Origin of the sequence: Mycobacterium sp. ACS4331, from assembly GCF_001667265.1 — a bacterium.
Taxonomy (GTDB): domain Bacteria; phylum Actinomycetota; class Actinomycetes; order Mycobacteriales; family Mycobacteriaceae; genus Mycobacterium.
Map to the genome: position 1 here is coordinate 1 of NZ_LZHW01000013.1, position 18,976 is coordinate 18,976.

Below are 18,976 nucleotides of genomic sequence, written 5' to 3' on the forward strand. Positions count from 1 at the left end.
CGCACCCCCGCCGAAGAACTCCACCGACTACTGTCAGACCCGTCCACATTCGCTGCAGCCACCGCTTGAATCCGCCCAGGGAAAACCGGTGAACAAGTCAACTTTCGGCGACAGAAGAAGAGGTGACCAGGCAGCCGGGCTCAGGCGCGGGGGAGCCGGATCTTCCAGCGCACGAACGTCAGATACCCGATGGACAGCAGTGCGAGCATGCCCATGTCGAACCACCAGGCGCCGCCGGTGTGCTCCCAATGCGCGTCCTTGGGCGTCAGCGGGCCGGGCACCAGTTTGATCAGGTCGATCGTGGAGGCCGAGGCCGCGAAGCCCCACCGCGCCGGTGTGAACCAGGACAACTGGTCGAGCACCAGGCGGTCGGTCACCGGGATCATGCCGCCGGAGAACACCAGCTGGCTCATCACGGCGACCACCAGCAGCGGCATGATCTGCTCGCTGGTGCGGGCCAGCGCCGACAGGGCCAGACCCACCATCGCCGAGGTCACGGTGGTCAGTGCCATCACGACGAACAGGTCCACCGTGGGGTTGCCCAGGCCGACGGACCCCTGCGTGGGAGCACCCTTGCCCCACACGGTGATCGCGGTCGCGATCGTTGACTGCACGACGGCGAACGTCGCATAGACGCACACCTTGGCCAGCAGGTAGGCGGTCGTGGACAGGCCCACCGCCTGCTCGCGCCGGAAGATCGGGCGTTCGCCGATCAGGTCGCGGATGGTCAGCGCGGTGCCCATGAAGATCGCACCGACGTTGAGCAGCACCAGGATCTGGCCCGGTTCGTTGGGGGCGTCACCCATCGGGTCGGGCATCCCGAAGCCGACGGTGCCGGGCACCGACAACGACAGCACACCCATGATGAACGGCAACAGCGCCAGGAAGATGAAGTACCCGCGGTCGGAGATGATCAGCCTGATCTGGCGCCGGGCGATGGTGGAGAACTGCCGCAGCAGACTGGTTTTCGCGGGCGCGCCGAGATCTGCGGGCGCCTCCGAGGGGGGCTGCTGTGGAGTCGCCCCGGTGCGCTCCTTGTACCGGCGGTTGGCCTCGTCGGGGTCGGAGGCCACCGAACTGAAGATGTCGGCCCAGTTGGTGGTGCCCATCGACGGGCCGATCTGACTGGGCGGCCCGTAGAACGCGGTCTTGCCACCCGGCGCCAGCAGCAGCACCTGGTCGCAGACGTCGAGATAGGTCAGTGAGTGCGTCACGACCAGGACCACACGGCCGGCATCGGCGAGCTGGCGAAGCATCGTCATGACCTGACGGTCCAGCGCGGGGTCGAGGCCCGAGGTCGGCTCGTCGAGGATCAGCAGCGACGGACCGGTCAGGAGTTCCATGGCGACCGACGCGCGCTTGCGCTGACCGCCCGAGAGCTTGTCGACGCGGGTCTCGGCGTGCTTGGTCATCTCCAGTTCTTCGAGCACCTGCGCGACGACCTGCGCCCGGTCCTCCTTGGTGGTGTCCGGAGGCAGCCGCAGCTCGGCGGCATACATCAGCGCCTGGTTCACCGTCAGCTGGCCGTGCACCACGTCGTCCTGCGGCACCATCCCGATTCGGGAGCGCAGCGAGGCGTACTCGGCGTGGATGTCGTGACCCTCGAACGTCACCGTGCCGCTGGTCGGATGGGTCAGACCCGCGACCTGCTTGGCGAACGTCGACTTGCCCGCACCCGACGGCCCGATGACCGCGGTGAGCGTGCCGGGCCGAGCGGCGATCGAGATGTTGTCGAGCAGCGTCTTGTTGCCCTCGATGGTCCAGGTGAGGCCGCGGACCTCGAGACCACCCGTGCGGGTGGCCGCCTCGGTCTCGGAGCGACGCGCCAGCGTGCCCCGGGCGAACACGAGGTCGACGTTGCCGATGGTGACGACGTCGCCCTCGGCCAGCAGCGCCGCCTCGACGCGCTGACCGTTGACGAATGTGCCGTTGATGCTGCGGTTGTCGACGATCTGCGTGCCGCCCGGCCCCGGGACCAGCGTCGCGTGGTGGCGGGAGGCGAGCACATCGGGAATGACGATGTCGTTGTCGGTGGCGCGACCGATCTTGATGCCGTTGGCCGGCACCTCGGGGGCACGTCCGGGCCGCAGGATCTTGAGCATGCTGGTCGCGAGGTTGCCCTCGGCGGCCTTGGGGGGTGCCGCCGTCGGACCCATCTGCGTGGGCATGTTGTGCGGTTGGGTCTGCTGGGGCACGGGCTGCGACGTGCTGGACGGGTAACCGGTCTGGTAGCCGCCGCTGGTCGGGTAGACCGGCTGCGACGGCGGCTGCGGGTAGGCGGGCTGCGGCCGCGACGCCGTCGGGTAGGGCTGGCGCGCCGGCCCACTCGGGTAGCCGGCCGCCGAGGGCGGTGCCGTCGGATAGTTCGCGCTGGGATAGCCGCCGGTGTTCGGGCGGGCCGCCGGAATCGACGACGTCGACGGCGGCATGCCCACCGAGCCGGTGTGCCGACCCACCTCGAACGACAGCTCCGGGCCGTCCGGATTGCCGATGTTCAGCGACAGGCCGTCGGAGATGTCGGCGGCGGGCACTCGGCGGCCGTGCACGAACATGCCGTTGAGCGAGCCGTTGTCGATCGCCTGCCAGCGACCGTGGTCGAACCGCAGCACCAGGTGTGCGCGGGAGATCAGCGGATGGGCGATTCGCACATCGGCGCGCAGATCGCGTCCGATCACGACATCGTTGCCCGCAGCGAAGGTGCGTGTTGACCCCTCGTACCGAACCGTCAGGGCGGGGGCGGATGGTCGACTCATCGGGTCCAACTCTAACGGGCTAGCGATCGGGCGCGCCGGTCACCACGCAGTGCGTATGGCGGTAGATCGTCGGCATGCACTGATTGCAGTGGGTGCACAGCGATCTGACCGTGCGGTCCTGTTGGATCCGGTTGAGCAGGTCCGGCTCGGCCAGCAGCGCGCGGCCCATCGCCACGAAGTCGAAGCCTTCGGCCATGGCCTTGTCCATGGTCTCGCGGTTGGTGATGCCGCCCAACAGGATCAGCGGCATCTTCAACTCGGCGCGGAACTGCCGTGCGTCACGCAGCAGATAGGCGTCGTGGTACGGGTACTCGCGCAGGAACTTCTTGCCCGTCATCCGCATGCCCCAGCTGATCGGCGGCTTGAAGGCACCGGCGAACTCCTTGACGGGGGCGTCGCCGCGGAACAGGTACATGGGGTTGACCAGAGAACTGCCCGCGGTCAGCTGCAGGGCGTCCAGGCCGCCGTCCTCCTCGAGCCACTTCGCGGTCTGCAGGGACTCCTCGTGCGAGATGCCGCCCCGCACGCCGTCGGACATGTTCAGCTTGGCGGTGACGGCGATCTGACCGTTGACCGCACGCACCACCGACTGCACGGCGCCACGGGCGACCTTGGCCCGGTTCTCCAGCGAGCCACCGAACTCGTCGGTGCGCCGGTTGATCAGCGGTGACAGGAACGAGCTGGCCAGATAGTTGTGCCCGAGGTGGATTTCGACGGCGTCGAATCCGGAATCGATGGCCAGGCGCGCGGCATTGGCGTGCGCCTCCATCACGTCCTTGATGTCCTCGCGGGTCGCCTTCTTGGCGAACCGCATCGACAGCGGGTTGAAGAACCGGATCGGGGCGAGTGCGCGGGCCTTGTTGGTTCGGGAGTTCGCCACCGGACCGGCGTGGCCGATCTGGGCGCTGATCGCCGCGCCCTCGGCGTGCACGGCCTCGGTGAGCCGACGCAGACCCGGCACCGCCTCGGGGCGCATCCAGATCTGCCAGCCGTCGGTGCGGCCGCCGGGGGCCACCGCGCAGTAGGCCACCGTGGTCATACCGACCCCGCCCGCCGCTGGCCGCCGGTGGTAGTTGATCAGGTCGTCGGTGACCAACGCGTCTGGGGTGGCGGCCTCGAAGGTGGCTGCCTTGATGATGCGATTGCGCAAGGTCAGTGGGCCGAGCTTGGCCGGACTGAACACATCTGGGCTGGTGTTCACACCTCGCACTCAACACCGCCTTGTCCCGCTGTGTCAAAGGCGGCGCGCGCCGGTGCAAGAATGGCAGCCGTGGGTGCGACAGTTCTGGACGGTAAGGCCACGCGCGACGAGATCTTCGTCGACCTCAAAGAGCGGGTCACGAAGCTGACCCAAGCCGGGATCACCCCCGGACTGGGCACCATCCTGGTGGGTGACGACCCGGGGTCGCAGGCCTACGTGCGCGGCAAGCACGCCGACTGCGCGAAGGTCGGCATAACCTCGATCCGTCGCGACCTGCCAGCCGACATCACCCAGGCCCAGCTCGACGCCACCATCGACGAGCTCAACGCCAACCCCGACTGCACGGGGTACATCGTGCAGCTGCCACTACCCAAGCATCTCGACGAGAACGCCGCGCTCGAGCGCATCGACCCCGACAAGGACGCCGACGGCCTGCATCCGACCAACCTGGGCCGGCTCGTGCTGGGCAAGGACGCCCCGCTGCCGTGCACGCCGCGCGGCATTGTGCACCTGCTGCGCCGGTTCGACGTGGAGATCGCTGGGGCGCACGTCGTGGTGATCGGCCGCGGTGTCACGGTCGGCCGGCCGCTGGGGCTGCTGCTGACCCGCCGATCCGAGAACGCCACGGTGACGTTGTGCCACACCGGCACCCGTGATCTCCCGGCCCTGACACGCCAGGCCGACATCATCATCGCCGCGGTCGGGGTGCCGCACATGGTGACCGCCGACATGGTGCGGCCCGGCGCGGCCGTGGTCGACGTCGGCGTCAGCCGGGTCGACGGCAAACTGACCGGCGACGTGCACCCCGGGGTGTGGGAGGTGGCCGGACACGTGTCGCCGAACCCCGGTGGCGTCGGCCCGCTGACCCGGGCGTTTCTGTTGACCAACGTGGTCGAGCGGGCTGAGTCGCGGTTGTGAGCATCTTCGCCGCGCCGCGTGCCCAGTGGGCCGTGCGCGTGGTCCGTGCGCAGTGGCCCATGCTGGTGGTGGGGCTCGTCTTTCTCTCCGCCTTCATCCTGGTCGCCGCCGGTTTCTGGCGCCGTGGAGCGCTCCTGATCGGCATCGGAGCGGGGGTCGCGGCGGCGCTGCGACTGCTGCTGTCCGAAGACCGTGTGGGCCTGCTCGCGGTGCGCAGTCGCGGCATCGACTTCGTGACCACCGCCTCGGCGGCGACGATCGTCATGTATGCGGCCTGGACCATCGATCCGTTGGGCACGAGTTGACGATGATTCCGCAGCGAAGTCGACACCTGCGTCAGTAATATCCCTTCATGGGGGCATTACTGGAGGGACCCGCGACACTGTCGATGCTGCTGCGGGCACTGCATGCCGAACGTCAGTCGGTGCTGCGTCAGCAGGACGTGCTCAGAGCGTGGCTGGACGGCCACGATCCGAACAAGTCACTGCGGATCAGCCTGCGCGCCAACGGCTTCGGGCTGCTGCTCAACGAGTTCGACGCGGCGCATCGCAACTAGCCGGCCAGCGTCGCCCGGATGCACACGGTGACATACGGCAGCGACAGGCCCGTCGCGTTGGCCAGCGCGGGGTGGGTGGCCAGGAGGTCACGCACCTCATCCAGCGTGCGGGTGCGCACCGCCTCCGGTGAGGTGATGCAGTAACTGCGTGAGGCCACCAGGTCGATGACGGCCTGCGGGGTCACGTAGTTGGTCCACTCCACCTGCTGCCGGTCGATGTCGGTGAAGGGTTCGGGCAGCGTCACCGTCCGGCTGAACGGGTCATCCTCGTGACCGATGATCCGGCCCAGATCCTTGACCCAGCCCAGGCGCTCGTCGCGCACGTTCCACACCAGTCCCAGCCGCCCGCCCGGGCGCAGCACCCGCACCACCTCGGGCACCGCCCGTGCCGGATCGACCCAGTGCCACGCCTGGGCGACCAGCACCGCGTCGACGCTGTTGTCGGGCAGCGGGATCTCCTCGGCGGTGCCGAGCAGCGCCGGGGTGTCGGGCAGGGAGGTGGAGAGCACCTCGAGCATCTCGGCGATCGGGTCTACGGCCACCACGTTCAGACCGCGTTCGACCAGGCGCGCGGTCAGCTTGCCGGTCCCGGCGCCCAGATCGAGCACGTCGCGTGCTCCAGGCGGCAGCAGCCAGTCGATCGCCTCCGGCGGATACGACGGTCGTCCGCGCTCGTAGGCGGCAGCCTCCGACCCGAACGACAGTGAGCGTGCAGGATCGGGGGCGGTCACCGTGCGGCCAGCTCCAGCGTCCTGCGGATGAGGACACCGACGGCCTCGGTCTCGACGAGGAAACCGTCGTGCCCGCACATCGAGTCGACGACCTCGAGGCCGTCGCAGCCGGGCAGCAGATCGGCCAGTTCCTGCTGCAGGCGCAGCGGATACAGGCGATCAGACGTGATCCCGCCGACGACGACCGGCACCGGGCAGGACTGCAGTGCGGCCTCGACGCCGCCCCGTCCGCGTCCGACGTCGTGGCTCGACAACGCGTCCGACAACGCGACATAGCTGCCCGCGTCGAACCGGGCCAGCAGCTTGGAGCCCTGGTGTTCGAGGTAGCTCTGCACCGCGTAGCGGCCACCCTCGAGCGGATTCTCGGAGCCCTGCGCGTCGTTGGCGAAACGGGCGTCCAGCTCGACTTCGCCACGGTAGGTCAGGTGCGCAAAGCGCCGGGCGATCTGCAGCCCGGCCTCGGGGACCCGGCCGGACTCGTGGTAGTCCCCGCCCTGCCAGTTCGGATCGGCCTTGATGGCCGCGATCTGGGTGCTCTGCGTGCCGATCTGATCGGCGGTGGCGCGCGCGCCGACCGCCAGCACCAGGCCCGCGCGAACCCGGTCCGGGTGCGAGACCAGCCATTCCAGCGCCCGGGCTCCACCCATCGATCCGCCGACGACGGCGGCCACCTCGGTGATGCCCAGTGCGGCCAGTGCCGCGACGTCGGCGGCCACCTGATCGCGCACCGAGATCACCGGGAAGCGGGAGCCGTATGGCTTGCCGTCGCGCGCAAGCGAACTCGGTCCGGTCGAGCCGCGACAGCCGCCCAGGACGTTGGTCGCGATCGCGCACCACGTGGTGGTGTCGATCGGCGCGCCGGGTCCGGCGACACCGTCCCACCAACCCGGCGTGGGATGGCCGGGGCCGGCGGGGCCGGTGATGTGGGAGTCGCCGGTCAGCGCGTGCAGCACCATGACGACGTTGTCGCGGTTCTCGTTGAGTTCGCCCCAGCGCTGTACGGCGATGCTGACGTCGTCCAGGACGACGCCGCTCTCCAGCGTCAGTGAACCGATGTTGACGACGGTGGTCTCACCCTCGGCGGGCAGCGGAGTGCGCACCGGGGGACTCTCCGGGGTGATGGTCATGTCAGCCTCACTCAAAACGCCGCCACGGCCTGCGGATCCGAGGCCCCGTTGCCCACGGCGCGGGCCGCGGAGAGACCGCGCTCAATGTCCTCGAGGATGTCGTCGATGCCCTCGATGCCGACCGCGAGACGCACCAGGCCGGGGGTCACGCCCGTGGCCAACTGCTCCTCGGCCGACAACTGCTGGTGCGTGGTGGACGCGGGGTGGATCACCAGAGACCGCACGTCACCGATGTTGGCAACGTGGCTGTGCAGGGTCAGCGCGTCGACGAACGCCTTGCCCGCGGGAAGTCCGCCTGCCAGCTCGAACGCCAGGACGGCTCCAGTCCCCTTGGGCGCCAAGACCTTCGCGCGCTCATGCCAGGGCGAGCTGGGCAGTCCGGCGTAGTTGACACTGGTCACCTCGGGCTGGTCCGCCAGGAACTCCGCGACCCGCTGGGCGTTGGCGACATGGCGTTCGATCCGCAGGCTCAGCGTCTCCAGCCCCTGCGCCACCAGGAACGCGTTGAACGGCGAGGCGGCCGAACCCAAGTCGCGCAGCAGCTGGACACGGGCCTTGAGCGCGTAGGCCGGCGCTCCCAGGTCCGCGAACACCACACCGTGGTAGCTCGGGTCCGGCGTCGTGAAGCCGGCGTGGCGGCCCTGGGTCCAGTCGAAGGTGCCGCCGTCGACGATGACCCCGGCGATCGCGGTGCCGTGCCCGCCGAGGTACTTGGTGGCGGAGTGCACGACGATGTCGGCGCCGTGCGCGAGCGGCTGGATCAGATACGGCGTCGCGATGGTGTTGTCGACGATCAACGGGATGCCGTGCTCATGGGCCACCGCGGCGACGCCGGGGATGTCGAGGATGTCGATCTGCGGGTTGGAGATGGTCTCGCCGAAGAACGCCCTGGTGTTCGGTGCGATCGCCGCGCGCCAGGAGTCCAGGTCGTCGGGGTTCTCGACGAAGCTGACCTCGATGCCGAGCTTGGGCAGCGTGTAGTGGAAGAGGTTGTACGTGCCGCCGTAGAGCCGCGGGCTGGACACGATGTGGTCGCCCGCCTGCGCGAGGTTGAGGATCGCGAGCGTCTCGGCGGCCTGCCCGGAGGCCAGGAACAGCGCCGCGACGCCACCCTCGAGTGCGGCGATGCGCTGCTCGACGGTGTCCTGCGTCGGGTTCATGATGCGCGTGTAGATGTTGCCGGGCTCGGCCAGGCTGAACAGCGCAGCGGCGTGGTCGGTGCTGTTGAAGGTGTAGGACGTGGTGGCGTAGATCGGCAGGGCACGCGCGTTCGTCGCCGAATCCGGAGTCTGTCCGGCGTGGATCTGTTTGGTCTCGAACGACCAGGTGGCACTGGGGTCCGCGGGGGCTTCGGTGCTCATGTGGTGGCTTTCCTTCATCACGGTTGGGGGAGAAGTGTGGACACTGGGCAGCGCCCGGCGTGCCGGTCGGCACGACGGAGACATGGCTCTAACAGTGATGACACATATCGGGCCGCATCAGGTTTCCCTGTCTACTCTTGGGGCCCGCATACCGGACCCGCGCTTGCCGTGTAGCCGGGAGGGGCTACTCAACCTGGTCATCACCCGGGGCACCCCACCGCGGTTGGAGGGTTGCCGGCCAGCAAGCCGGGGCTTGTCGCTGGCGCTCATGACCGATATGCAGACTATCCCAAGGTGCTGACTGTCTGCCAGCGACCCGAGATCAGGCGAGTCGGTGGTGCGGCCGCGCCGACTGCGGCCCGGTGTGCTCATCGAGGAAGTCGACCAGCAGTTCGGTGACCCGTCCCGGGGCCTCGAGCATGGGGATGTGACCCAAACCCTCGAGCCGGGTGATCCGCGACGTCTCCGGCAGGTTGTCGATGAAGTGCCGGTGCCCACGCGGGGAGGGGAACACGCGGTCCCGGCCGCACACGACCAGCTGAGTGGGCACGGCGACCTCGGAGAGTTCCAGCAGGCCCGGCAGCAGCAGGGTCTTGACCAGCAATGCCAGGTAGGCGTGGCAGTGGGTGGCGTCCTCGACCAACTCCACCAGGTCGGCCTGTCGCGGGCCGTCGGCAGGCCCGCTGACCGGAAGGGTGGCCAGACGGCGCGCATACGGCAGGTCCAGGATGCGCGGACCCAGCAGGCGTGCGGCCAGCAGCGCGGGTCCGCCCACCACGAACTTGGCGATGGTCTCGAACTTCACCGGGGACCACCGGGTCCACCCGCCGGCGGGCGCGATGCCGGTCAGGGTGCGAGCCCGGCCACGGCGTTCGAGCTCGAAGGCCACCCATCCGCCCAGCGAATCACCGACGAGGTGGGCGGTGCCCCAGCCGAGCTGGTCCATCTGGTGTTCCACCTGGTCGGCCAGCAGTTCGGTGCTGAGCAGCCAGGTGGGGGATTTGGGGCCGCCGTGGTGCCCGGCCATGGTCGGGGCGAAGACCTCGTAGCGACCGGTCTCGGCGACCTGGGGCGCCACCGTCGACCACACCTGTTGCGAACACAGGAACGGGTGCAGCATCAGGACGGGCTCACCGGAGCCCACGTGGATCGGGTCGCGATGGAAGACCATGGGGCCGACTGTACCAACTATGCGGTACCAGCGGTACCGCCGTCTTGATGTCCCCGCGGGCCGATATGGTCTCCCCCCGTGATCGTCACGACCATCAACGTCAACGGTGTGCGCGCCGCCGTCAAGGAGCGCTCGACGGAGAATCTGGGCCTGCTGGCCTGGCTCAAGGAGACCCGGGCGGATGTCATCTGCCTGCAGGAGACCCGCGCCGACGACGATCAGTTGGCCGCGGCGCTCGACCCGGCGATCGCCGACGGCTGGCATCTGGCTGCGGCCAGCCCGCATCAGAAGGGCCGCAACGGTGTCGCTGTGCTGTCCCGAACGCCATTCGATGAGATCCGGATCGGTTGTGGCGCCGAGGAGTTCGCCGCCCACGGCCGGTATCTGGAGGTGGACACGGCGGGCCTGACGGTGGCCAGCGTGTACGTCCCGACCGGTGAGGCGCAGACCGAGCGCCAGCTGGAGAAGGAGCGCTTCATGGCCGCGGTCGCCGCCCGAATGGCCGACCTGCTGGTCGCCGGCCGGGACGCGGTGGTGTGCGGTGACTGGAACATCGCGCACACCGAGAACGACATCAAGAACTGGAAGGGCAACGTCAAGAAGGCCGGTTTCCTGCCCGAGGAACGGCAGTGGCTGACCGACCTGATGGCCACCGGATGGGTCGACGTGGTGCGGAGGCTGCATCCGAACGTCGCCGGTCCGTACGCGTGGTGGTCATGGCGCGGGAAGGCCTTCGACAACGACGCCGGATGGCGCATCGACTACCACCTGGCCACCCCGGACCTGGCGGCCAGGGCGGTGGCGGCGCGCACCGAGCGGCCCGCCGCCTACGCGCTGCGGTGGTCCGACCACGCGCCGGTGACCGTCGAGTTCAGCTGACCGGCCCCGCGATCACAGGCTGTTCGATCACCGAAGCCACCACGTCGAGAACTCGCGGATCCCACGTCAGCGCGGTCTCCCAGGGCAGGCCCGCCGCATCCGAGATGAAGATGCTGTGGGTGTCGTTGAAGACGTGGGTGCTCCTGTGTGGCAGCACCCGGTCGCTGACATCGGTGGCCAGCGCGCTGTGCCGGGTGACCAGGCCGTCGTTGGGCCAGACCATCGGATTGACCGGGTCGGGGCGGGTGAAGCGGTCACCCGCGATGAGCGTGACCGGGATGTCGTCGAGCACGCCGGCCTGGAACTCGTTCCAGCCGCCCGCGCCCATCAGGTAGCGCTGGTTGACCTCGCGGCCCGACCCCGTCATCAGTCGCTCCACCTCGGTTTTCATCGCGGTCATGTTGCCGGCGCAGAACTCGTCGCCGGCGCAGTCCGAGATCGGGGTGATGCCGTTGGCGTAGTCGGACAGGAACGATCCCTCCCACGGGGTGCCCAGCGTGGTCAGACTGCGGATCCGCAGGGGTGAACCGCTGTGCTGAAGCACTCGGAACGCGGCGCGCGAGTACAGCCCGCCCATGGAGTGCGCCACCACGTCGATCTCGCGTGCGCCGTACTCGTCGTGCAGGTGGGTCAAGAACCGCGCCAGCCGCTCACCCGCCAGATCGATGCTGCCGGTCGAGTCGACGGTCATGAGGTCGGGCAGCGTGATGGGGCAGTCTCCGAAGGCCCCGAAGCCGTCCTGGTCGACGACGGGTCCGCGGCCCGCCATCGCGGGCGAGGTGTACACCGTGTGCCCCCGCTTGAGCAGGTGTGCCCGCAGCGCGGTGTCGGTGTTGCCCGCGGCCAGGCCCGACCCGCAGGCCTGGGTGGGAGTCGTGAAGGGGCTGACCGCATTTCCGCCCGAGACGACGACGACGGCTCGGCCGGTGGGGCCGGCGTTCGCGGCGCTCATCGGGTTGATCACCGCGACGAGGATAGAGAGGACTGCGGTGAGGGCGATCACGGGGCGTCGGGTCACGCCGGGGATACTAACGCCCCCGTCATTTTGGGGCATGAAAAGATCGACACATCATGAGCACAGAGAGCACCACCGCCGGACGCCAGGTCGTCTTCTCCGGCGCCCAGCCCACCTCCGACTCCCTGCACCTCGGCAATGCGCTGGGCGCGGTGAAGCAGTGGGTGCAGATGCAGGACGACTACGACGCGTACTTCTGTGTCGTTGACCTGCACGCGATCACGGTCGCCCAGGACCCGGCGGTGCTGCGGCGCCGCACCCTGGTGACCGCGGCGCAGTACCTGGCGCTGGGCATCGACCCGCAGCGGGCGACCGTGTTCGTCCAGAGCCACGTTCCCGCGCACGCTGAATTGGCATGGGTGCTGGGCTGTTTCACCGGCTTTGGCCAGGCGTCACGGATGACGCAGTTCAAGGACAAGTCGCAGAAGCAGGGCACCGAGGGCACCACGGTGGGCCTGTTCACCTACCCGGTGCTGATGGCCGCCGACGTCCTGCTCTACGACACCGATCTGGTGCCCGTCGGTGAGGACCAGCGCCAGCACCTCGAGCTGGCCCGGGACCTCGCCGAGCGGATCAACTCCCGGTTCCCCGGCACCTTCGTCGTTCCCGAGGCGATGATCCCCAAGGTCACCGCCAAGATCTACGACCTGCAGGACCCGACGTCGAAGATGAGCAAGTCCGCTGCCACGGACGCCGGTCTGATCAGCCTGCTCGACGATCCGGCCAAGACCGCCAAGAAGATCCGTTCCGCGGTCACCGACAGTGAGCGTGAGATCCGGTTCGACCCGGAGAACAAGGCCGGCGTCTCCAACCTGCTGACCATCCAGTCGGCGGTGACCGGCACGGACATCGACACACTGGTGACCGGCTACGAGGGACGCGGCTACGGCGACCTCAAGAAGGACACCGCCGAAGCGGTGGTCGAGTTCGTCACGCCCATCAAGGCCCGGGTCGACGAACTGCTGGCGGACCCGGGTGAACTCGAGTCGGTGCTGGCCGCCGGCGCGCGCCGCGCGAGGGAGGCGTCTGCGGCAACCCTGCAGCGGGTATACGACCGGTTAGGGTTCTTAGCGCAGCTGTCGTGACCGCAACGGGAGGCAGGCATGACCGAACCGGCCGACCCGGACCAGGATTCGGCCAAGCCCGGCATCCTGGACCGGCTTCGGGCCAGGATGCCGTGGTTCGACCATGTCATGCGGGCCCAGGAGCGTTACAACGCCAGCAAGGGTGACTTCTACGCCGCCGGCATCACCTACTTCACGATCTTTGCGTTGTTCCCGCTGCTCATGGTCGGATTCGCGATCGGCGGCTTCGTACTCGCCAACGAACCCGATCTGCTCAACGAGATCGAGGGGAAGGTCCGCGAGGCCGTCAGCGGCGACCTCGGTTCGCAGTTGGTGCAGTTGATGGACTCCGCGATCAACTCCCGCACCTCAGTGGGACTGATCGGTCTGGCGACCGCGGCATGGGCGGGCCTGGGCTGGATGGCGAATCTGCGCGAGGCCCTGTCCCAGATGTGGGGGCTGTACCGCGCTGAGCCCGACGGATTCGTCCGCACCAAACTGTCGGACCTGCTGGCGTTGGTGTCGGCGTTCGTGGCGATCGCGGTCACGATCGGCCTCACCGTGCTGGGCAACTCGTCGGTCATGGAGAACGTGCTGAACTGGCTGGGCCTGCAGGACTCGCCCATGCTGTCGGCGCTGCTGCGCGCGGCCTCACTGCTGGTGTCGCTCTTCGTGTCCTGGCTCCTGTTCACCTGGATGATCGCGCGTCTTCCGCGCGAGTCCATCAGCTTCCGCAGCAGCGTGAGGGCCGGCCTGCTGGCCGCCGTCGGTTTCGAGGTCTTCAAGCTGGTGGCGGCGGTCTATCTGCGGTCGGTGGTCACCGGTCCCGCGGGCGCGACGTTCGGACCCGTGCTGGGTCTGATGGTGTTCGCCTACATCACCGCGCGCCTGGTGCTGTTCGCCACGGCATGGGCGGCGACATCGAAGGAGAACCTGCGCGAAGAAGTCATCCCACCGCCACCGCCCGCGCTGATCAACAATCGGGTGGTGACCCGTGCAGGCCTGGGCGCGGAGCAGGCGGTGGTCGCCGCCGCCGTGGGAGCGGTTGGTGCGCTGAGTCTTTCGCGCCTGTTTCGGCGCGACGGGAGGCGACGCCGATGACGCTGTCCACGCCGTGGTCACAGGCGATGGGGCTGGCCGTGCCGATCGTCAACGCACCGATGGGCGGCGCCGCGGGAGCGCGACTGGCCACCGCGGTCGCCAACGCCGGGGGCCTGGGAATGATCGGCATGGGCAGCGCGGGTTCGGCCGAGGCGCTGCGTGGCGAGTTGGCGGGGATTCCGGCTGGGGCGGCACCCATCGGCATCGGACTGGTGGGGTGGGTCGCCGAGGACGATCCCGCGCTCCTCGATGTTGCGGTGGCCGCCGCGCCTGCACTGCTGAGCGTCAGCTTCGGTGATGAATGGTCGTGGGTGACAAGGGCACACGAGGCCGGACTGACCGTCGCGACGCAGGTGGCCAGCGTCGGCGCGGCGCGCCGCGCGGTGGACGCCGGTGTCGACGTGCTGGTCGCCCGGGGCGCCGAGGGCGGCGGCCACGGCGCGCCGAGCATCGGCACGCTGCCGCTGCTGGCCGAGGTGCTCGACAGCGTGGACGTCCCGGTGCTGGCCGCCGGCGGTATCGCCTCGCCTCGGGCGCTGGCCGCGGTGCTCGCGGCCGGGGCCGCGGGCGCGTGGGTCGGCACGGCCCTGGCGACCTGCACCGAGGCGCTCACGCCGCCGGATGCGCGTGATCAACTGCTGGCCGCCGAGTCCCATCAGACCGCCACCACCCGCAGGTTCGACATCGCCGCGCACTATCGTTGGCCCGCAGCGCTTCCGGAGCGCGTGCTGCTCGATCGGGCGGGAGAGCCCACGCCGGTCAACGCCGGGCAGGGGGTGGGCGCACTGCGCACCCAGCGCACCGCGGCCGACCTGATCGGCGAATGGTGTTCGCAGGCCGCCGATCTGCTGGGCCGCTGGGCCTAGTGCTGCGGACGGCGGTTCATCGACCTCGCGACCATGATGAGGCCCAGCACGATCACGGTGCCCACGACCGCCACCCCGACGCGCACAGGTGCGGTGTCGGCGTCGGGCAGCACACTGGCCGCGCGTGAGGCGACCGCGGGGTCGGTGACCGGCTCGGGTTTCTTCAGCGACGGATCCGGGTCGACCAGCGTGCCGACCTGCGCGCCCGGCGGGGTGGCGAACCCGTAGTCCAGCAGGCGCGCGGCCTGCTCCCACGGCGCGATCGGCACGCGGGTGCCGCGCATCAGCACGGCGACCAGCCGCCGGCCGTCGCGTTCGGCGGCACCCACGAAGGTCTGACCCGCGTCGTCGGTGTAACCGGTCTTGCCGCCAAGCGCGCCGGGGTAGTTCTCCAGAAGCTTGTTGTCGTTGTAGATCTCGTAGGGCGGGTTGCCGTCGCGGCCCGGGAAGTCGTATTCCCTCGTTGCCACGATCTGGGCGAAAGTGGGGTTCTCCCAGGCGTATCGGTAGAACAACGCCATGTCGTAGACGGAGGTGCTCATGCCGGGCCCGTCCAGCCCGGACGGCGTGGCGGCTCGGGTGTCGCGGCCGCCGAGCCTGCTGGCCAGCGTGTTGATCTTGCCCAGGGCGGTGTCCATCCCGCCGAGTTGTACGGCGAGCGCGTGGGCCGCGTCGTTACCTGAATGCATCAGCAGTCCGTGCAGCAGGTCGTTGACGGTGTAGACCCCGCCCGGTGCGACACCCACACGGGTGCCCTCGGAGTTGGCGTCCTCCTGGGTGCCGGGCACCCGCTTGTTGAGGTTCAGTTCGTCCAGGGCGGCCATCGCGGTCAGCACCTTGACGATCGAAGCCGGGCGGTGCCGACCGTGGGCGTCCTTGGCGGCGATGACCTCACCGGTGTCGAGGTCGGCGACCAGCCAGGCTTCGGCCGACACATCACCGGGTACGGGTGGGGTGCCCGCGGCGGTGACCACACCGCAGTCGCCCAGGGCGTCGCCGCCGACGGGTTTGGCCGGCACGGGCAGCGGGGCGGGCGGGGCGTCGCCGGGCTTGGGCACCTCGGAGGCGTCCACGGCCGGCGGGGTGGTGACCCGGTACGGGCACGGGTCCGGCTCGGGTGCCGGCGGTTCGGCGTACGCCAAACCCGGGGCAGCGGCCAGGAACAGGGCCGCCGCCAGCGTCGCCGCGCGCTGGGCGAGGATGCGTGAACTGGCCATGGTGTGTGCAGATTAGGTGACGGCGGGTCCCCGATCCGGCAGGCGCGCTGTGACTGGTGTGGTTTGTGTTGCGCCTGTTACTGCGGTAGCGCGCAGTGCGCGAGCGCCGCGCTGCCGATGCTGCCCAGCCAGAGTCGCCCGTCATGCTCCACCAGGCCGGTGACCAGGCCGAACTCCGGATGAGTCAGTCGCAGACCCGAGACCGCCTCGCCACTGTCGGCGTCGAACGCCACGGCCCACACCACGGGTTCGATCTGCGGTTGCCACCGCTCGGGCAGTCGCCACACCACCTTCCGCAGCAGCGGAGACCTGGGCGCCAGCCAGTCGGCGGCCGCGTTGACCGGGGAGACGAACGCACACCAGATCCGGCCGTCGGCGCCCGTGGAGAGGTTGTCGGGCATGCCGGGAAGCGCGGTGGCCAGCTCGGTCACGGTTCCGGCCCGCGCGCCGGTCAGCCAGTACTTCGACAGCCGGCGCCCCTGCGTCTCGGCGAACACCAGCGCTTCGCCGTCGGCCGTGGGCGTCACGCCGTTGGCGAAGTACAGCCCGCGCGCGACCGTGGTGACCGAGCCATCGGGATCGCGGCGGTGCAGGGCCCCGTCGCCGCGGGCCTCGAGGATGGCGGCCTTGAAGTGGGCATAACTGAACGCGGCCGTCGACTCGGTGAAATAGATTGCCCCATCCGGGGTTTCGGTGACGTTGGAGCAGAACTGAAGGCGACGTCCGTCGACGGTGTCCACCAGCACATCGAGCGTGCCGGTGTCGGGATCCATCGCCAGGAGGCCCCGCGGACTGTCGCAGATCAACAGCCTGCCGTCGCGGGCCACCGACATGCCGAGCGGGCGGCCACCGGTGTCGGCGACCACCCGCGTCGCGCCGTCCGGATCCACGCGCACCACCCGGCCGTCGGCCAGTCCGGTCCACACGAAGCCGTCGGCGTCGACGACGACGTCCTCGGGCGCCTCACCGGGCATGTCCACGACCGTGAGGTCGGCGGGACCGAACTCGGGCAGGGCCCGGACCGGCGGCGGTGACCACCGGACCGGGCGCACGCGCGGCCTGCGCACGTTACATCCGCCGGCTGGCCTCGCCGAGGACGCCCCGCAGGATGTCATAGATCGCGTCGAACTCGGCCTGGCCGCAGATCAGCGGGGGAGCCAGCTGGACCACTGGGTCGCCACGGTCATCGGCGCGGCAGTACAGGCCCGCATCCCACAGCGCCGGGGTGAGGAACCCGCGCAGCAGGCGCTCGCTCTCCTCGTCGTTGAAGGTCTCCTTGGTGGTCTTGTCCTTGACCAGCTCGATGCCGTAGAAGAAGCCCTCGCCGCGCACATCACCGACGATGGGCAGGTCCAGCAGCTGCTCCAGCGTGCGCCGGAAGGCCGGGGCGTTCTCCTTGACGTGGGCGTTGATGCCCTCGCGCTCGAAGATGTCCAGGTTGGCCAGCGCCACCGCGGCCGACACCGGATGCCCGCCGAAGGTGTAGCCGTGGCCGAAGACGGTCTGGCCGTCGTCGAAGGGCTCGAACAGTCGGTCGCTGGCGATCATGGCGCCGATCGGCGAGTACCCCGAGGTCAGGCCCTTGGCGCAGGTGATGATGTCCGGCACGTAGTCGAAGTCGTCGCACGCGAACATGGACCCGATCCGGCCGTAGGCGCAGATCACCTCGTCGGACACCAGCAGCACGTCGTACTCGTCGCAGATCTCCCGGACCCGCTGGAAGTACCCCGGCGGCGGCGGGAAACAGCCACCGGCGTTCTGCACGGGTTCGAGGAAGACTGCGGCCACGGTCTCGGGGCCCTCGAACTCGATGGCCTCGGCGATGCGGTCGGCGCAGTACTCACCCCAGGCCTTGATGTCGGTGTCATACGGTGCGGGCGCCCGGTAGAAGTTGGTGTTGGGCACCCGGTGCCCACCGGGCGTCAACGGCTCGAAAGGCGCCTTGAACGCGGGGATGCCGGTGATGGCCAGCGCGCCCTGCGGGGTGCCGTGGTAGGCGACCGCACGCGAGATCACCTTGTGCTTACCGGGTTTGCCGGTCAGCTTGAAGTACTGCTTGGCCAGCTTCCAGGCGCTCTCGACGGCCTCGCCGCCACCGGTGGTGAAGAACACCCGGTTGAGGTCACCGGGCGCATAGCCGGCGAGCCGGTCGGCGAGTTCGATCGCCGGCGGGGTGGCGTAGCTCCACAGCGGGAAGAACGCGAGGGTCTCGGCCTGCTTGGCGGCCGCCTCGGCGAGTTCGGCGCGGCCGTGGCCGACCTGCACCACGAACAGCCCGGACAGGCCGTCGATGTACTGCCTGCCCTTGTCGTCCCAGATGTGCACGCCCTCACCGCGCGTGATGATCGGCGGCGTGATGCCGGCGCCGTGGCGGGCGAAGTGGCCCCACAGGTGCCGGTCGGCCTTGGCTGAGAGGTCTGAAGTGGTGCTCTGCTGAATATCAGTTGATGTCATCTTGTGCCCCAGTTGTATTGCTGCTTAACGAGTTTCAAATAGACGAGCGTTTCGGTGGCTATCACTCCCGGGACTGCGCGGATTCTGGTGTTGAGCAGTTCAAGCAGACCGTCGTCGTTCTCGCACACGACTTCGACGATCGCGTCGAAGGAGCCCGCGGTGAGGACGACGTAGTCGACGGCGTCGATGGCCGAGAGCTTCTCGGCGACCTTGAGCGTGTCACCGGTGCACTTGATGCCGATCATCGCCTGTCGGGCGAAGCCGAGTTGCATCGGGTCGGTGACCGCGACGATCTGCATGACCCCAGCGTCGACCATCCGCTGGACGCGCTGGCGCACTGCCGCTTCCGACAGGCCGACGGCCTTGCCGATGCCCGCATACGACCGCCGGCCATCCTGCTGAAGCTTCTCGATGATGGCCTTGGACAGGTCGTCGAGTTGCATGACGGGGATCGACCCGTTGTTGGCGGCCGTGCGGAGCGGCGCCGGGGTCTGCGGTCCTGCCGAGTCGGGCATGCCCCCGATTGTGCACGGAATCCGTTGTACATGCCAACGATCGTGGA

General features: G+C 69.2%; 18 protein-coding genes and 1 riboswitch. Of the genes, 7 read left to right on the forward strand and 11 right to left on the reverse strand.

Annotated features, from left to right (window positions below; all coding sequences use genetic code 11):
* Positions 1-140: 140 nt before the first annotated feature.
* Both A5727_RS03700 and A5727_RS03705 read right to left on the reverse strand, forming a co-directional pair.
* Positions 141-2,753, reverse strand: a complete 2,613-nt coding sequence (locus tag A5727_RS03700; RefSeq protein WP_068244670.1) for an ATP-binding cassette domain-containing protein — start codon at positions 2,751-2,753, stop codon at positions 141-143.
* A gap of 19 nt (positions 2,754-2,772) precedes the next feature.
* Positions 2,773-3,954: an NADH:flavin oxidoreductase gene (locus A5727_RS03705; protein WP_068244674.1), complete on the reverse strand. Its 1,182-nt coding sequence runs from the start codon at positions 3,952-3,954 to the stop codon at positions 2,773-2,775.
* A gap of 69 nt (positions 3,955-4,023) precedes the next feature.
* On the opposite strand from A5727_RS03705, the gene A5727_RS03710 reads away from it, so the two are divergent.
* The 3 genes from A5727_RS03710 to A5727_RS03720 are packed head-to-tail and all read left to right on the forward strand — an operon-like array spanning position 4,024 to position 5,428.
* Positions 4,024-4,872 (forward strand): bifunctional methylenetetrahydrofolate dehydrogenase/methenyltetrahydrofolate cyclohydrolase, encoded by an 849-nt coding sequence (locus A5727_RS03710; RefSeq protein ID WP_068245305.1) that lies wholly within the window; start codon positions 4,024-4,026, stop codon positions 4,870-4,872.
* 59 nt (positions 4,873-4,931) lie between these two features.
* Positions 4,932-5,177 (forward strand): DUF3017 domain-containing protein, encoded by a 246-nt coding sequence (locus A5727_RS03715; protein ID WP_068245309.1) that lies wholly within the window; start codon positions 4,932-4,934, stop codon positions 5,175-5,177.
* Between the two features lie 47 nt (positions 5,178-5,224).
* Positions 5,225-5,428: a hypothetical protein gene (locus tag A5727_RS03720; protein ID WP_068244676.1), complete on the forward strand. Its 204-nt coding sequence runs from the start codon at positions 5,225-5,227 to the stop codon at positions 5,426-5,428.
* On the opposite strand, the gene A5727_RS03725 is transcribed toward A5727_RS03720, so the two are convergent.
* The 4 genes from A5727_RS03725 to ephH form a co-directional block, all read right to left on the reverse strand.
* Positions 5,425-6,159 (reverse strand): class I SAM-dependent methyltransferase, encoded by a 735-nt coding sequence (locus A5727_RS03725; RefSeq protein ID WP_068244678.1) that lies wholly within the window; start codon positions 6,157-6,159, stop codon positions 5,425-5,427. The genes A5727_RS03720 and A5727_RS03725 overlap by 4 nt on opposite strands.
* Positions 6,156-7,286 carry a homoserine O-acetyltransferase MetX gene (gene metX / locus A5727_RS03730; RefSeq protein ID WP_068244681.1) on the reverse strand — a complete coding sequence of 377 codons (1,131 nt, stop codon included), beginning with the start codon at positions 7,284-7,286 and terminating at the stop codon, positions 6,156-6,158. The genes A5727_RS03725 and metX overlap by 4 nt, the downstream gene beginning before the upstream one ends.
* An 11-nt stretch (positions 7,287-7,297) precedes the next feature.
* Positions 7,298-8,647, reverse strand: coding sequence for a bifunctional o-acetylhomoserine/o-acetylserine sulfhydrylase (locus A5727_RS03735; protein ID WP_068244685.1), 1,350 nt, complete (start codon positions 8,645-8,647; stop codon positions 7,298-7,300).
* Between the two features lie 154 nt (positions 8,648-8,801).
* A riboswitch (SAM riboswitch) is annotated at positions 8,802-8,921 on the reverse strand.
* Positions 8,922-8,969: 48 nt separating this feature from the next.
* Complete coding sequence (gene ephH / locus A5727_RS03740; RefSeq protein WP_068244689.1) at positions 8,970-9,818, reverse strand: epoxide hydrolase EphH; 849 nt, start codon at positions 9,816-9,818, stop codon at positions 8,970-8,972.
* A 78-nt stretch (positions 9,819-9,896) separates the two neighbouring features.
* Between ephH and A5727_RS03745 the strand changes: the two genes are divergently transcribed.
* Positions 9,897-10,697, forward strand: coding sequence for an exodeoxyribonuclease III (locus A5727_RS03745; RefSeq protein ID WP_082949583.1), 801 nt, complete (start codon positions 9,897-9,899; stop codon positions 10,695-10,697).
* On the opposite strand, the gene A5727_RS03750 is transcribed toward A5727_RS03745, so the two are convergent.
* A complete protein-coding gene (locus A5727_RS03750) occupies positions 10,690-11,649 on the reverse strand; it encodes an alpha/beta hydrolase (protein ID WP_157521215.1) in 960 nt (319 codons plus the stop codon). The genes A5727_RS03745 and A5727_RS03750 overlap by 8 nt on opposite strands.
* 119 nt (positions 11,650-11,768) lie before the next feature.
* Between A5727_RS03750 and trpS the strand changes: the two genes are divergently transcribed.
* From trpS to A5727_RS03765, 3 genes are read left to right on the forward strand one after another with little or no spacing between them, the layout of a single operon-like run.
* A complete protein-coding gene (gene trpS / locus A5727_RS03755; RefSeq protein WP_068244698.1) occupies positions 11,769-12,797 on the forward strand; it encodes a tryptophan--tRNA ligase in 1,029 nt (342 codons plus the stop codon).
* Positions 12,798-12,815: 18 nt separating this feature from the next.
* On the forward strand, positions 12,816-13,877 hold the full coding sequence (gene yhjD / locus A5727_RS03760; protein WP_068244701.1) for an inner membrane protein YhjD: 1,062 nt from the start codon (positions 12,816-12,818) through the stop codon (positions 13,875-13,877).
* Positions 13,874-14,743, forward strand: coding sequence for a nitronate monooxygenase (locus tag A5727_RS03765; protein WP_068244704.1), 870 nt, complete (start codon positions 13,874-13,876; stop codon positions 14,741-14,743). Before yhjD ends, A5727_RS03765 begins: the two co-directional genes overlap by 4 nt.
* Here the strand turns inward: A5727_RS03765 and A5727_RS03770 are convergent.
* From A5727_RS03770 to A5727_RS03785, 4 genes are all read right to left on the reverse strand, one after another.
* Complete coding sequence (locus A5727_RS03770; protein WP_068244707.1) at positions 14,740-15,960, reverse strand: D-alanyl-D-alanine carboxypeptidase family protein; 1,221 nt, start codon at positions 15,958-15,960, stop codon at positions 14,740-14,742. The genes A5727_RS03765 and A5727_RS03770 overlap by 4 nt on opposite strands.
* A 77-nt stretch (positions 15,961-16,037) precedes the next feature.
* Complete coding sequence (locus A5727_RS03775; protein ID WP_068244710.1) at positions 16,038-17,075, reverse strand: SMP-30/gluconolactonase/LRE family protein; 1,038 nt, start codon at positions 17,073-17,075, stop codon at positions 16,038-16,040.
* On the reverse strand, positions 17,029-18,414 hold the full coding sequence (locus tag A5727_RS03780; protein ID WP_068244714.1) for an aspartate aminotransferase family protein: 1,386 nt from the start codon (positions 18,412-18,414) through the stop codon (positions 17,029-17,031). The genes A5727_RS03775 and A5727_RS03780 overlap by 47 nt, the downstream gene beginning before the upstream one ends.
* Entirely contained in the window at positions 18,411-18,857 is a 447-nt protein-coding gene (locus tag A5727_RS03785) for an Lrp/AsnC family transcriptional regulator (protein WP_068245312.1), read from the reverse strand. Before A5727_RS03785 ends, A5727_RS03780 begins: the two co-directional genes overlap by 4 nt.
* Positions 18,858-18,976: the final 119 nt, after the last annotated feature.

Bases quoted from the DNA above. Each gene is read 5' to 3' on its own strand.
- A5727_RS03700 (WP_068244670.1), bottom strand. From the start codon at position 2,753: ATGAGTCGACCATCCGCCCCCGCCCTGACGGTTCGGTACGAGGGGTCA.
- A5727_RS03715 (WP_068245309.1), top strand. From the start codon at position 4,932: ATGCTGGTGGTGGGGCTCGTCTTTCTCTCCGCCTTCATCCTGGTCGCC.
- A5727_RS03720 (WP_068244676.1), top strand. From the start codon at position 5,225: ATGGGGGCATTACTGGAGGGACCCGCGACACTGTCGATGCTGCTGCGG.
- metX (WP_068244681.1), bottom strand. From the start codon at position 7,286: ATGACCATCACCCCGGAGAGTCCCCCGGTGCGCACTCCGCTGCCCGCC.
- A5727_RS03735 (WP_068244685.1), bottom strand. From the start codon at position 8,647: ATGAGCACCGAAGCCCCCGCGGACCCCAGTGCCACCTGGTCGTTCGAG.
- ephH (WP_068244689.1), bottom strand. From the start codon at position 9,818: ATGGTCTTCCATCGCGACCCGATCCACGTGGGCTCCGGTGAGCCCGTC.
- A5727_RS03750 (WP_157521215.1), bottom strand. From the start codon at position 11,649: ATGAGCGCCGCGAACGCCGGCCCCACCGGCCGAGCCGTCGTCGTCGTC.
- trpS (WP_068244698.1), top strand. From the start codon at position 11,769: ATGAGCACAGAGAGCACCACCGCCGGACGCCAGGTCGTCTTCTCCGGC.
- yhjD (WP_068244701.1), top strand. From the start codon at position 12,816: ATGACCGAACCGGCCGACCCGGACCAGGATTCGGCCAAGCCCGGCATC.
- A5727_RS03765 (WP_068244704.1), top strand. From the start codon at position 13,874: ATGACGCTGTCCACGCCGTGGTCACAGGCGATGGGGCTGGCCGTGCCG.
- A5727_RS03770 (WP_068244707.1), bottom strand. From the start codon at position 15,960: ATGGCCAGTTCACGCATCCTCGCCCAGCGCGCGGCGACGCTGGCGGCG.
- A5727_RS03775 (WP_068244710.1), bottom strand. From the start codon at position 17,075: ATGACATCCTGCGGGGCGTCCTCGGCGAGGCCAGCCGGCGGATGTAAC.
- A5727_RS03780 (WP_068244714.1), bottom strand. From the start codon at position 18,414: ATGACATCAACTGATATTCAGCAGAGCACCACTTCAGACCTCTCAGCC.
- A5727_RS03785 (WP_068245312.1), bottom strand. From the start codon at position 18,857: ATGCAACTCGACGACCTGTCCAAGGCCATCATCGAGAAGCTTCAGCAG.